At 66.8% G+C, this 13,378-nt stretch carries 9 protein-coding genes; 3 read left to right on the plus strand and 6 right to left on the minus strand.

What is annotated here, in order from left to right; all coding sequences use genetic code 11:
• Window positions 1-34 precede the first annotated feature (34 nt).
• Genes hypE through hypF form a run of 4 tightly spaced genes read right to left on the minus strand, consistent with a single transcriptional unit; the run spans window position 35 to window position 5,145 of the window.
• Complete coding sequence (gene hypE, locus NFH97_RS16510; RefSeq protein WP_349625165.1) at window positions 35-1,090, minus strand: hydrogenase expression/formation protein HypE; 1,056 nt, start codon at window positions 1,088-1,090, stop codon at window positions 35-37.
• Window positions 1,087-2,238, minus strand: coding sequence for a hydrogenase formation protein HypD (gene hypD, locus NFH97_RS16515; RefSeq protein ID WP_108448932.1), 1,152 nt, complete (start codon window positions 2,236-2,238; stop codon window positions 1,087-1,089). The genes hypE and hypD overlap by 4 nt, the downstream gene beginning before the upstream one ends.
• Entirely contained in the window at window positions 2,235-2,525 is a 291-nt protein-coding gene (locus tag NFH97_RS16520) for a HypC/HybG/HupF family hydrogenase formation chaperone (RefSeq protein ID WP_108132925.1), read from the minus strand. The genes hypD and NFH97_RS16520 overlap by 4 nt, the downstream gene beginning before the upstream one ends.
• Entirely contained in the window at window positions 2,485-5,145 is a 2,661-nt protein-coding gene (gene hypF, locus NFH97_RS16525; RefSeq protein WP_349625166.1) for a carbamoyltransferase HypF, read from the minus strand. Before hypF ends, NFH97_RS16520 begins: the two co-directional genes overlap by 41 nt.
• Before the next feature lie 418 nt (window positions 5,146-5,563).
• Here hypF and imuA point away from each other — a divergent pair, with 418 nt between their 5' ends.
• Genes imuA through NFH97_RS16540 form a run of 3 tightly spaced genes read left to right on the plus strand, consistent with a single transcriptional unit; the run spans window position 5,564 to window position 11,014 of the window.
• Entirely contained in the window at window positions 5,564-6,367 is an 804-nt protein-coding gene (imuA, locus tag NFH97_RS16530; RefSeq protein WP_349625167.1) for a translesion DNA synthesis-associated protein ImuA, read from the plus strand.
• Complete coding sequence (locus NFH97_RS16535; protein WP_349625168.1) at window positions 6,364-7,794, plus strand: Y-family DNA polymerase; 1,431 nt, start codon at window positions 6,364-6,366, stop codon at window positions 7,792-7,794. Before imuA ends, NFH97_RS16535 begins: the two co-directional genes overlap by 4 nt.
• Window positions 7,778-11,014 (plus strand): error-prone DNA polymerase, encoded by a 3,237-nt coding sequence (locus tag NFH97_RS16540; protein WP_349625170.1) that lies wholly within the window; start codon window positions 7,778-7,780, stop codon window positions 11,012-11,014. Before NFH97_RS16535 ends, NFH97_RS16540 begins: the two co-directional genes overlap by 17 nt.
• A gap of 205 nt (window positions 11,015-11,219) precedes the next feature.
• Here NFH97_RS16540 and NFH97_RS16545 read toward each other — a convergent pair whose 3' ends face one another.
• Window positions 11,220-11,621: an ectoine synthase gene (locus NFH97_RS16545; RefSeq protein WP_213229688.1), complete on the minus strand. Its 402-nt coding sequence runs from the start codon at window positions 11,619-11,621 to the stop codon at window positions 11,220-11,222.
• The gene (locus tag NFH97_RS16550; protein ID WP_349625171.1) at window positions 11,618-13,315 is read right to left on the minus strand and encodes an FMN-binding glutamate synthase family protein; all 1,698 of its coding nucleotides are present in this window, start codon (window positions 13,313-13,315) and stop codon (window positions 11,618-11,620) included. The genes NFH97_RS16545 and NFH97_RS16550 overlap by 4 nt, the downstream gene beginning before the upstream one ends.
• Window positions 13,316-13,378: the final 63 nt, after the last annotated feature.

The raw sequence follows: 13,378 nt of genomic DNA on the forward strand, positions 1-13,378 counted from the left end.
CGGAGCAGACCACCATCAGCGTGTCAGCACCGCATCAGCAGATGCGCGGTAGCTGCTCTCCCACCAGCATGTCGACGATGCGCTGGCCACCGAAGCCGGTGCGCAGCGTCACCCGTCCCGGCTTGCCGTCCAGTGCCTGACCGATGATCGCGGCTTGCTTTCCCTGCGGATGCCCGCGCAGGGCGGCCAGGGCCGCCTCGGCCTGAGCCGCGGGCACCACCGCCACCAACTTGCCTTCGTTGGCCAGGTACAGAGGGTCCAGTCCCAGTATCTCGCACATCCCCCGGACCTCCTTGCGCAGCGGCAGGGCCAGGTCGTCGAGTTCGATGGCAAGCCTGGAGGCCTCGGCCATCTCGTTGAGCACCGTGGCGACGCCGCCCCGGGTGGCGTCACGCAGGCAGCGGGTCTCGGGGGCGGCGGCCAGCAGTGCCTCGATCAGGCCATTGAGGGCGGCACAGTCGCTCTTAAGGTCGGTGTCCAGCGACAGGTCGCCACGGGCCGCCAGGATGGCGGCACCGTGATCGCCGAGCCAGCCGTTGACGATGATCACGTCGTCGGCCTGGATGCGCTCGATACCGAGCTTACGCTCGGCGGGAATGACGCCGATGCCGGTGGTGGTGATGAAGACGCCGTCGCAGGCCCCGCGTTCGACCACCTTGGTGTCACCGGTGACGATCTCGACGCCGGCCTCGCGGGCCGCAGTAGCCATGGAGCGGGCGATGCGCCTCAGGTCATCGATCGGCAGGCCTTCTTCCAGGATCACCGCGCAGGACAGGTAGCGGGGATGGGCGCCCCCCACGGCCAGGTCGTTGACGGTGCCGCACACCGCCAGCTTGCCGATGTCACCACCGGGAAAGAACAGCGGGTCGACCACGAAGCCGTCGGTGGTCATGGCCAGTCGGTCGCCCAGGCATGCCAGCTCGGCCAGTTCCAGCCGCGCCTGGTCCTCGAGCACCTCGGGAAGCGCGGTGAATTCCCTGACGAAGACGTCATCGATCAGGTCCTTCATGGCCTTGCCGCCGCCTCCGTGGGCCTGGGTCACCGCGCGGGCGGCAAGGGTGGGAAGCTGTCGTCGCGTCGTATCGCTCATGATTCGGCCTGGCTTGTGCTGTGGTTCGGGCTATCGACGTTGCCACCGCCGTATTGATAGTAGGCGGCGCAGGCGCCTTCGCTGGAGACCATCAGCGCGCCCCGGGGTTGATCCGGTGTGCAACGCTTGCCGAACAGCTCGCACTGCCAGGGCTTGAGGTTGCCGGTGAGCACGTCACCACAGCGGCAGTTGTCCGGGTCGGCCACCTGCTGATTGGGCACGGCGAACTTGCGTTCGGCATCGAAGGCACCATAGGCGTCCTTGATCTGGACACCTGACTCGGCGATCGATCCAAGCCCGCGCCACTCGCAGCTCTCGCGGGGCTCGTAGACCCGATGGAAGGCCTCCAGTGCGGTGAGGTTGCCGTCGCTGGTCACCAGACGCTGGTACTGGTTCTCGACCTCGGCGCGGCCATCGTGGAGCTGGCGAACGACCATCAGCAGCGACTGCAGGATATCCAGGGGCTCGAAGCCAGAGACCACCACCGGGCAGCCGTAACGCTCGGCGATGAAGCGGTAGGGGTCGGTGCCGATGATCATCGACACGTGTCCCGGCCCGAGGAAGCCATCCAGGCGATGGTCAGGATTGTCGAGGATCGCCTGTAACGTCGGGATGATGGTGATGTGGTTGCAGAACACCGAGAAGTTGCCGACCCCTTCGCGCTCGGCCTGGGCGATGGTCAGGGCGGTGGAGGGAATGGTGGTCTCGAAGCCCAGGCCAAAGAACACCACTTCCCGATCCGGATGCTTGCGCGCCAGTGCCAGGGCGTCGGTGGGGGAGTAGACGATGCGCACGTCGGCGCCGTCGGCCTTGGCCTGCATCAGGCTCTTGCGTGAGCCGGGAACCCGGATGGCGTCGCCGAAGGTGGCGAGGATCACCTCGGGACGCTCGGCGATGGCGACGCAGTCATCGACGCGACCCATCGGCAGCACGCATACCGGGCAGCCGGGGCCGTGAATCAGCTCCAGTTCCGGCGGCAGCATGGCCTCCAGCCCATAGTGGAAGATCGCGTGGGTGTGGCCGCCACAGACCTCCATGATGCGCACCGGGCCTCCACGCTGCTCGGCCAGGCGGGCGACCAGGGTGGTGATGTGTTCGAGGATCTGCCGGGCGCGGGCGTGATCGCGGAATTCGTCGATGAATTTCATGAAGAGACCTCCTGGTCGCCGGTCAAGGTCAGGGCGTCGAACTCGTGGGTATCGCCTAGTTCGTCCAGCAGTTCGAGGGTGCGCGCCGCAGCCTCGGCGTCGATACGGTTCAGGGCGAAGCCCACATGGACCAGTACCCAGTCGCCCACGCAGTGTTCGGGCGGGTGGTCGTCATCGACGATGCAGGCGATGTTGATCTGGCGTCGGACCCCGCTCACGTCCACCGTGGCGAGCCGCGCGTCGGCGTCATCGAGGGAAATGATCTGTCCTGGAATTCCCAGACACATGGGCGGTCTCCTGTGTGTTATTGGATGCCGTGGTGGCGGTAGTGACAGTGGCAATGGAGGGAACGGTTGTTGTTGTCGAGATCGTCGAGATTGCTGAGGTCGGACTATCCGACGCCTGGTCGGAGGCCAGCGGATGCCGCCGCGCCGCCGCGATCAGCGCCTGGCCCAGGGCGATGCCGCCGTCGTTGGCCGGCACCTGGCGGTGGGTCAGCACCCGAACCGGCAGTGGCGCGAGCTGATCAAGCGTCAGTTCCAGCAGGGTGCGGTTGTGAAAGCAGCCGCCGCTCAGCGCGACGGCCTCGACATTGCGCGTGTTGGAAAGTCGCCGGGCATTGTCGTCAAGAGCGTCGTCCTGCATGTTGCCAACGACGTCGTCCAGCATGTCGCCGACGACCTCGCCAAGCCCCTGGGCCAGTCCTAGATGAAAGCGCGCCGCGATCAGCGGGGTGTCCTTGCCGTCGGCCAGGTCGTCAAACAGTGCCGTCCACATCGGTGCCGGATCGAGGATCCGGTGGCCGTCCTGCGTCCTGTGAAGGGCAAAGGGATAGGGGGTAATGGCGCCAGACGAGCGTGACTGGGGCGACTTCAGCGCGCGGGCGGCCAAGGCTTCCAGGGCCATGGGCGCTTCGCCTTCGTGATGCTGGTGATCGAAGCACAGCTCCAGGGCGGCGGCGACCGCGTCGAACAGGCGCCCGCAGGAAGAGGCGAGGGGGCTGTTGAGTCCGGCCTCGATCATCCCCGTAAGAGTGTCGATCGGCTTCTGGTTCAGCCGCTTGAGCACGCCAAGGCTCGGGTGGCGTTGCGTTAGGGCGGCAAGGCCGGGACCGGCGATGAGCTGAGCCAGCAGGTTGCGCCAGGGCTCGCGGGAGGCGGCGCCGGCCCCCGGCATGGCGACGGACTTGAGCGAACCCAGCCGTTGGCAGTGGCGATAGTCCGCCAGCAGGAATTCGCCACCCCACAGGCTGCCATCCTCGCCAAGGCCCAGGCCGTCCAGGGCAATTCCCAGTACCGGGGCTGCGTCGCGAGGGTAGCCGTTGTCGGCCAGACAGGCGGCGATATGGGCGTGGTGATGACCAATGGCATCGAGTGGCAGGTCGGCGTCATCGGCCATCCGTAGAGCCACGGCGCTGGTGCGGTAGTCCGGGTGAGTGTCGCAGGCCAGCCAGGCGGGACGGTGGTCGTACAGCGCCAGGAAGTCGTCGAGGTTGCGTTCGTAGTCGTCGAGGGTGGTGGCGTCGTCCAGGTCACCCTGATGAGGGGACAGGATCGCGCGCTGGCTATCCACCAGGCAGAAGGTGGCCTTTTGCTGCGGTCCCAGGGCAAGCCCCGGCGAGATGTCCTCGAAGCCAGGCGGTAGCGGCAATGGTGCAGGAGCATAGCCCCTGGCACGACGCAGCATGCGCACCTTGCCGGCGGCCAGCTGTACCAGGCTGTCGTCGATACGCCGGGCGATGGCGCGGTCGTGGGTCAGGGCATGACTGGCGATCGTCGACAGGCTGTCAACCAGTCGGCCATCGTCGATCAGCTGGGGCTCGCCCGAGACGTTGCCGCTGGTCATCACGATAGGAAAGGGCAGCCGCTGGCACAGCAGCACGTGCAAGGGGGTCGAAGGCAGCATCACGCCGAGCCGGTCGAGCCCCGGGGCCAGGGCCTCGGCGAGCGGCCGGCCTGTGGCCTCGTCGCGGCGACGCTCCAGCAGCACGATGGGCGCGGTGGCTGAGCAGAGTGCCTGTTGTTCGAGCTCAGCGAGCCGGCAGTAGCGCCTGATCATCTCCAGGTCTCTGACCATCAACGCCAGCGGCCGGGTGGGGCGGCGCTTGAGTCGTCGCAGGCGCTCGAGGGCCTCGGTGCTGGTGGCGTCGCAGGCCAGCTGGTAGCCGCCGAGCCCCTTGATGGCGAGGATCTGGCCCTGGCGGATCAGTGCGGCGGCTTCGTCGATGGGAGCCTCGAACGAAGATTCTGCGCGAGTCTCGATGGCGTCTTCGCCCGCCAGCCAGGGCTCGCCGTCCAGTGCCACCAGACGCACCTGGGGCCCGCAGGCCGGACAGGCGATGGGTTCGGCATGGAAGCGACGGTCGCCGGGATCCAGATATTCGGCGCGACAGCACTCGCATAGCGCAAAGTCAGCCATGGTGGTGGCCGCCCGGTCGTAGGGCATGTCACGAATGATCGACAGGCGTGGGCCACAGTGGGTGCAGTTGGTCAGGGCGTAACCGGAGCGTCGCTGGTGCTGGCTCAGTATTTCTTCTGTGCAGGCTGCGCAGATGGCGGCGTCCACGGCGATATCGGTGCGCGTTGCGCCCTCGAGACTATCGACGATGGTGAAGCCGACTCGGTGCAGCGGTGCCAGGCCCGAGCGAACCTCGATGTCGGTGATCTGTGCCAGTGGAGGCGGGTCGCGCTTGAGTTGTTCGACCAGGCTCTCGAGGCGTCCACTGGGGCCGGCTGCACGGATCAGCACGCCTTCACCGTCGTTGAGTACCTCTCCGACCAGCGCTAGCCGGTTGGCGAGTTGCCATACCGTCGGACGAAACCCCACACCCTGCACGCAGCCGCGGACCCGGATTTCTACCGTGGTCTCTGGTGTGCATGGCGGTGTCGTGGGGGTGTGAATGGTCATGACGTCCAGCGGTGAAGAAAAGATCTGCCTGACTATTTCATAGCTATCGCAGGCCAAACTTGAGCTGTGACAACCTTCTACGACCACCATACCCCTCCCCCGGGGAGCCTCCGTGGCGCTTCTGTGCTGGTGTGAGCGGATGTGCCGCTTTCCTGACCCATCGTCAGATTGCCCTGGCGCCGCATTGCCGACTTGGCATTGGACGAGTGCTGTATAAAATAACAGTATTCGGTATATTGGCGTCCGCCCGGTAAGGCCAGGGCGTGGACCTGAAACCTGGGCCAGAAATCTGGGCCGGGCTGGTGTATCTAGCGGGCCAGGGGCGCAGCTCAGCAGGAACGCCAGCAGCGAACACCAGCAGCGAACGCCAGCAGAGCAGGCCAGTTGAGCAGACCAAGAGCGGAGCGGGAGAGGAGCGATGAAGGCAGCAGACAACCAGGCCCGTGACAACGCATGCGATGACCTCTCGCGCTTGATGCAGCGAGGCAGCGTCTGGCGGGCGCGGCGACAGTGGCACCGTGATCAGCCGGAGGGCGACACGAGGCGCGGGATATCCACCGGGGTCGAGGCCCTGGACGAGGTGCTCGGCGGTGGCTGGCCCCGGGGAGAGCTGCTGGAACTGCTGCTGGATCGAGCGGGTTGCGGCGAGATTCGTCTATTGCTTCCGCTGATGCACCGCTGCGAGCGGGTGGTGTGGTTTGACCCACCCTGGCAGCCTCATGCGGCGGCCCTGGCGGCGGCGGGCCTGGATCTGTCGCATCTGGTCATCGTGCGTACCCGCCATCCCAGGCAGCGGCTGTGGGCCATGGAACAGGCCTTGAAGAGCGGCTGCTGCGATCTGGTGCTGGGCTGGTTCGCCGCGGTGCAGGGGCAATGGCTGCGGCGGCTGCAGCTCGCCGTGGCGGCAGGGGGCGGCCATGGCGCGCTGATGCGACCGGCCGAGTTCGCCAGGCAAGGGTCAGTGGCCCCCTGGCGACTGCGGTTGTCGGCTCCTGATCAGAGCAGCGGTGAAGAGACGGCGCCCTTGTCGAGGCGCATCAAGGTCCATGCCTTCAAGCGCAAGGGGGCCATGCCAGCCAGGGCCATCGATATCACCCTGGCCGACTCTAGGCTGTCGCCCCCGTGCCCGCGGCCGACTTCGCTGCCGTGCGCCCCCAGTGGGGAACGTCGATCCCGCCCCGTGTTCCTCGTCTCCGAGCGCAAGGGTGCGGGGCGATCATGAAGGGGCTGTGGCTATGCCTTCACTGTCCGCAGCTTGGGCTGGAGGTGCTGAGCGCCGGCGATGACGGACCCCTCGCGTTGCTGTGCGAGGACGGGGAGCGTATCGCGCTGGCTTCGGCCAGGGCCTGGCAGGCCGGTGTGCGGCCGGGCATGACGATCAATGCCGCACTGTGTCTGGAGCCAGGACTCCGGCTGTTGACGCCGGATCCTGAGGTGAGCCGACGTCGTCTCGAAGGGCTGGCGCTGTGGTGTGCCCGCTTCAGCGCCCGGGTCAGTCTCGAGCCGACGGGGGAGAACGCCGCGTCCTGGGGGGTGGTGATGGAGATCGCCTCGATGCTCGACTACTTCGGTGGACTCGAGGGACTGTGGCGGCGCTTGCACGAAGAATTGGCGACCCTGGAGCTTGAGGTGTCCAGCGCCACCGGGCATACCCCGCTGGCCGCCTGCCTGCTGGCCCGGACGGGGGGCTATTGCGGCCAGGGCGAGGCGGAGCATATGGCCAGGCTCGGCAGGCTTCGCCTCGACCGGCTGGGGCTGTCCGCACGCCAGCAGTCGCGCCTCAAGGGACTCGGGTTTACGCACCTCAACGACCTGCTTGTGCTGCCGCCAGCCTCGCTGGCCTCGCGCCTGGGGACAGACCTGCGGCGCTACCTTCAGCGCTTGACCGGCGAGGTCGCCGATCCCCCGCCGGTATTCGCGCCGCCGCCTCGCTTCGATCGTGAGCGGGAGCTGGTCCATGAGATCGAGCTGGCCGCCGGCATCGTGTTTCCCCTGCGGCGCCTGCTGGCGGAGCTCGAGGGCTTTCTCAAGGTGCGTTGCGTCAAGGCATTGTCGTTGACCTTGACCCTGTATCACCGGGAGGGGGCTCAGCACCTGAGCGTGGGGCACGCCGGGGGCGAGCAGGCGGCGGAGGCCTGGCTCGAGCTGTGCCGGTTGCGCCTGGAATCAGTGGTACTCGAAGCACCGGTGTTGCGCCTGCGCCTGGAGGTCAGCGAGGTTGCTAGCCTGCAAGAGGTGGCAACGGACCTGTTTCAGGCGGCGCCGCCCAGAGACACCCCCGAGGCACTGTTCAGCCGGTTGCGTTCTCGTCTCGGTGATGGCGCCGTGTTGCAGCCCATGGCGCTGGAGGATCATCGCCCCGAACGGGCCTCCCGCTTGGTAGTGCAGCCGGGGACCGCCCGCAGGCCCCCGTCTGAAACCCAGAACGCCAACCATCCGGCCTGGCTGCTGGAACACCCCGAGCCGCTGACGCCGGCGACCCTCGAGCGTCTGGTCTGGGCCGCCGGGCCCGAGCGACTGGCCAGCGGCTGGTGGGATGACGCCCCTGCGCGGCGTGACTATCACGTGGCCTGCTGGCCGGACGGTCGCCACGGCTGGGTCTTTCGCGACGCCGAGTCGCAATGGTGGTTGCATGGCTGGTTCGGTTGAGCGTGTCGGCGAGCCACCTGACGCTGCCGAAGTCGCCCCGGGCCCTGGCTACGCTGAGCTACATTGCCTGTCCAACTTCACCTTTCTCAAGGGCGCGTCTCACCCCCATGAGCTGGTCGCCCGCGCCGACGAGCTTGGCTATAACGCCCTGGCGATCACCGACGAGTGCTCGGTGGCCGGCATCGTGCGCGCCTGGGAGGCTGCCCGAGACCACCGGATCGCGCTGATCGTCGGTGCCGAGTTTCGCCTGGCCGACGAGGTCGTGGTCGTGCTGGCCGAGAACCGCAGCGGCTACGCCAGCCTGTGCCGGCTGATCACCCTGGGCCGTCGCCGTGCGCCCAAGGGCAGCTATCGTCTCGACTGGGAGGACCTGGAGGCGCTCGAGGACTGTCTGCTGCTGTACCTGCCGGGCAACGACGACGCCCGGACTCGGGAGAGAATTGCCTGGCTGAAGCAACGCTTCGACGGGCGCTGCTGGGTGATGGTCCAGCGCCACTTTCTGGCAAACGAGGAGGAGCGATTGACAAGGCGGATGAGGCTGGCCAGCGCCGCCGGCCTGCCGCTGGTCGCCAGTGGTGGCGTCTTGATGCACCAGGCGAGCCGCAAGCGGTTGCAGGATGTACTGACCGCACTTCGGCATCGCACCAGCGTGCAGCGCGCCGGTTTTCTGCTCGAGCCCAACGCCGAGCGCTGCCTGCGACCCCTGTCGCGGCTGGCGCAGTGTTTCGCGCCTGCGCTGCTTGAACAAAGCCTGCGTATCGCCGAGCGCTGTCGCTTCGACCCCGGTGAGCTGCGCTACGAGTACCCCGAGGAACTGGTCCCCGACGGCCATACGCCGTCGTCATGGCTGGCGCACAAGGTGCGCCAGGGCGAGCGGCTACGCTTCCCGGAGGGTACGCCTTCGGATATCGCCGAGCAGATCGCCCGCGAGCTTGAGCTGATCGCCAGGATGGCCTACGAGCCGTTCTTTCTGACCATCGAGGACATCGTCGCCTTCGCCCGCCGCCAGGGCATCCTGTGTCAGGGGCGGGGCTCGGCGGCCAATTCGGTGGTCTGTTACTGCCTGTTTATCACCGAGGTGGACCCGCGTCAGGTGCAGCTGCTGTTCGAACGCTTTATTTCCGAGGAGCGCGACGAGCCGCCGGATATCGACGTGGACTTCGAGCACGAGCGCCGCGAGGAGGTGATCCAGTACATCTATCGGCGCTACGGCCGCGAGCGGGCCGGGCTTGCCGCCACCGTGATCAGCTACCGCCCCAGAAGTGCACTCAAGGACGTGGGGCGGGCGCTGGGGCTGCAACCGGGCTATCTAACCTGGCTCGCCAGTCGGCTGGATCGACGCGAGGGCGAGGGCGCCTGGCTCGAGGCGCTCAAGCAGACGGTGGGGGAGACGGTAGGCGCGGGAGGTGAAGAGGCCGCCTCCACCGCCGTCCCGGAACTGCTGCGACATCTGGTCGAACTGGTGGAGCAGCTACTGGGCTTTCCCCGCCACCTGTCACAGCACGTGGGGGGCTTCGTGATCTCGCGCGGGCCGCTGCACGAGCTGGTGCCGGTGGAGAACGCCGCGATGGAAGGGCGCACCCTGATCCAGTGGAACAAGGACGATCTGGAGAGTCTGGGGCTGCTCAAGGTCGACGTGCTGGCGCTGGGCATGTTGACCGCCATTCGCAAGACCCTGGCGCTGCTGTCAGACGGAGGTGAACACCGGGACGACGACAGGCGCTGCTACGAGAGCACGGGCGAGAGCGACGACGAGAGCAAGGGCGAGCATCAGGCGATGGCGATGTCCCGGGTGCCCCGGGATGATCCTGAGGTGTACGCCATGCTCAGTCGTGGGGACAGCGTCGGTGTCTTCCAGGTGGAGAGCCGTGCCCAGATGAACATGCTGCCGCGCTTGAAGCCCCGCAACTACTACGACCTGGTGATCGAGATCGCCATCGTTCGTCCGGGGCCGATCCAGGGTGACATGGTGCATCCCTACCTGCGGCGTCGTGACGGCATCGAGGAGGTCCGCTATCCCAGCGACGAGGTCAGGGGCGTGCTCGAGCGGACCCTGGGGGTGCCGATCTTCCAGGAGCAGGTGATCAAGCTGGCCATGGTGGCGGCGGGCTATTCCGGTGGCGAGGCCGACCAGTTGCGGCGGGCCATGGCGGCCTGGCGACGGGCCGGTACCATCGCCGAACACCAGCAGCGGCTGACCGCCGGGCTGCGTGCCAGGGGCTACAGCGATGAGTTTGCCAACGCCATCTGCCGCCAGATCGAGGGCTTTGGCCAGTACGGCTTCCCCGAGTCCCACGCGGCCAGCTTCGCCCACCTGGTGTACGTCTCGGCCTGGCTCAAGTGCCACCACCCCGCGGCCTTCTGCTGCGGCCTGCTCAATAGCCAGCCGATGGGCTTCTATAGTCCCTCACAGCTGGTGCAGGATGCCCGCCGCCACGGCGTCGAGGTGCGTCCGGTGGACATCAATGCCAGCCACTGGGACGCCACCCTGGAGCCGGACGGCGCCCTGCGACTGGGCTTTCGCTTGGTCAAGGGGCTGGGGCGTGGTGCCATCGACAGCCTGCTGGCGAGGCGTCCGGCCAACGGCTATGCCAGCGTCGCCGAGGCCAGGCGTCGCGCGCCGATGTCGGCCCGCGAGTGGGAAGCGCTGGCGGCGGCCGGGGCGCTGTCGAGCCTCGGCGGCCATCGCTACCAGGCACGCTGGAATCTGCTGGCGCCGGATCCGGCGCTGGCGCTGGGCGAGACCGATATCCTCGACGACACCACCCCAGAGCTGGCGCCCCCCAGCGAGCAGGCCGACCTCGAGGAGGACTTTCGCCATCTGGGGCTGAGCCTTGCCCGCCATCCCATGGCGTTGCTGCGCGAGCAGACCTCGATGGCGCGGCAAGGACTGGCGCGTTGCCTCAAGGCCTGTGAGCTTGCCGGGCTGGACCACGGCCATCTGGTCCAGGTAGCAGGACTGGTGACCACCCGCCAGCGGCCGGGCACCGCCTCCGGGGTCACCTTCGTGACCCTGGAAGACGAGACCGGCAACGTCAACGTGGTGGTGTGGAAGGACACCGCCAAGGCCCAGCGCCAGGCGCTGTTGAACGCCCGGCTGTTGAAGGTCACCGGCCATCTGGAGCGCGAGGGCAGCGTGATCCACGTGATCGCCGGACGGCTCGAGGACTTGAGCGGCTTATGGGCCGAACTCGGCGTGCCCTCGCGGGATTTCCGCTAGGGCTTGTCTGAAAAGTGCCTGCGCTCGGTAATACGGCGTTAAAAATCGGATCAAAATGCTCATTTACACCCCGTAAACTGCGCTTTCTCACCGATTTTTGCCTTGTCTAACCTTCGCTCGTCGACTTTTCGGACAGCGCCTAGGTCTTTCCGTCTGCTTGCTGAGCCGTCCTGTGCTTGGTGCCGCCCCGGTGTCGGGCCATGGCTCAGCGCTTGAGCACGCTGCCGTCGTCGTCGAGCAGGGGATAGGAGCCCTGTTCATCGTGGGTCTCGGGACCGACCAGCGCCGGCGAGAAGGTACAGATCACGGTCATGCCCTTTTCGCTCGACAGGATATGCTGCTGGTGCTTGTCGAGGGCGTAGAGCACACCGGGTTTGAGTTCCCACTTGCCGCCCTCGGTCAGGTCCTCGATCTGGCCCTCGCCTTCGATGCACAGGACCGTCTCGGTGTGGTTCTTGTACCACATGTGGAGTTCCTGGCCGGGCTTGATGTAGGTCTCGTGGACCGAATGCCCCATGCCGTCCTTGCGCAGGGTGTAGCGCCGGCTGATCCACTTGTCGTCCTCTACGGCTGACTTCTCCGCATCCTTGTGACTACGTACGATCATCGTTGCACCTCCTTTGGCGGATGATGGCGGTCTCCTTCGCCGCCGTCTCGATGGGGGCCGGGGGCCGTCCTGTGGTGGCTTTCCTGGTGCGAGCCTCCCGGTCCACGCAAGAAGTGGTGGGGACTGGCTTCATGCCAGTCGTTTCGCCAGCAGTCGGGGAGTTGTTGCGCTTTCTGGTGGTCGAGCAAGGCGCCGACCTCCAGGCTGTCGACTTGCCATACCCGGGTGGCGGTGGCCGGTCCCTCGAGCAGGTGCTCAGGGCGCAAGTCGCCTGGGCCTGCCAGGCCCATGGTGCCGATCATGTCGAGGCAGGCGTCCAGGGTGGCCCGATGGAAGCGCTGGACGTTGTCGGCCTTGCTGTCGACATCGATGGAGCGACTGCGGGCCGGATCCTGGGTCGCCACTCCGGTGGGGCAGGTGTTGGTGTGGCAACGCTGGGCCTGGATGCAACCCAGGGTAAACATGAACGGGCGCGCGGCGTTGCAGACGTCGGCGCCCAGCGCGAACTTCTCGACCATGTCGATGGCAAGTGCCACCTTGCCGCTGGCGATCACGCTGATTTCGTCGCGCTTGCCGATCCCCTTGAGGCAGGCGTCGATGATCGGCAGTGCCTCATCGATATAGCGGCCCACATGGTCGGCGTACTCCGCCGGTCCCGCGCCGGTGCCGCCCTCGGCGCCGTCCACGGTGATGAAGTCCGGCTGGATGCCGCTTGCCAGCATGGCCTTGCACATCGCCAGCATGTCCCGGGTGTGGCCGAGGCACAGCTTGATGCCCACCGGCTTGCCGCCGCTCAGATCGCGCAGGCGCTGGATGAACTGCATCAGTTCCAGCGGGGTGGAAAATTCCGGGTGGGCCGCCGGTGAATAGCAGTCTTCCCCCACCGGGACCTGGCGTGTCTCGGCGATTTCCTGGTCGACCTTGGAGCCGGGGAGCATGCCGCCGTGTCCCGGCTTGGCGCCCTGGGACAGCTTGATCTCGATCATCTTGACCTGTTCCTCGCGGGCCTTGGCGCTGAACGCTTGCGGGTTGAAGCGCCCGGCCTGGTCGCGGCAGCCAAAGTAGCCGCTGGCGATCTGCCAGATAAGGTCACCGCCGTGCCGTTGGTGATAAGGACTGATGGCGCCCTCGCCGGTGTCCTGGGCAAAGCCGCCGCGCCTGGCCCCTAGGTTGAGGGCGGTGATGGCCCGTCCTGACAGGGCGCCAAAGCTCATGGCCGAGATATTGAGCCGTGAAGAGCGGTAGGGGTGGTGGCACTGGGGGCCACCGATCGTCACCCAGGCTTGCTGCGGGTCGACGCGAGTGGGGATCATGGCGTGGGCAATCTGGCGACGCCCCTGGCGCAGCACGACCTGGCGGGTGCCGAAGGGGGCGGTGTCGCTGCGTCCCTCGGCCCGGGCGCCGATGATCTGGCGCTGTTCGCGATTGAACGGCCGGCCGCTGGTCTCCGATTCGAAGAAGTACTGGCGCAGTTCCGGACGCAGAAATTCCATCATGTAGCGCAGATGGCCGACGATGGGGTAGTTGCGCAGCACGTTGTGGCTGGAGCGCAGGTCCAGCACGCCGACCACCCCCAGCGCCGCCAGTGGTAGCCACCACCAGAGCTGTTGCGGGGACGTCGGTAGCCAAAAGATGCCGAGCAGGCCTACTGCCAACAGATAACCGATCAGCAGTAGCCGAGGTGAACCAAGCATGAGCGCAGATCCTTTGCGTTCAGAACCTGCCTCAATGTTATACAAACATTATGCACTGTATGC

The organism is Halomonas sp. SCS19, from assembly GCF_040147015.1.
GTDB lineage: Bacteria > Pseudomonadota > Gammaproteobacteria > Pseudomonadales > Halomonadaceae > Halomonas > Halomonas litopenaei.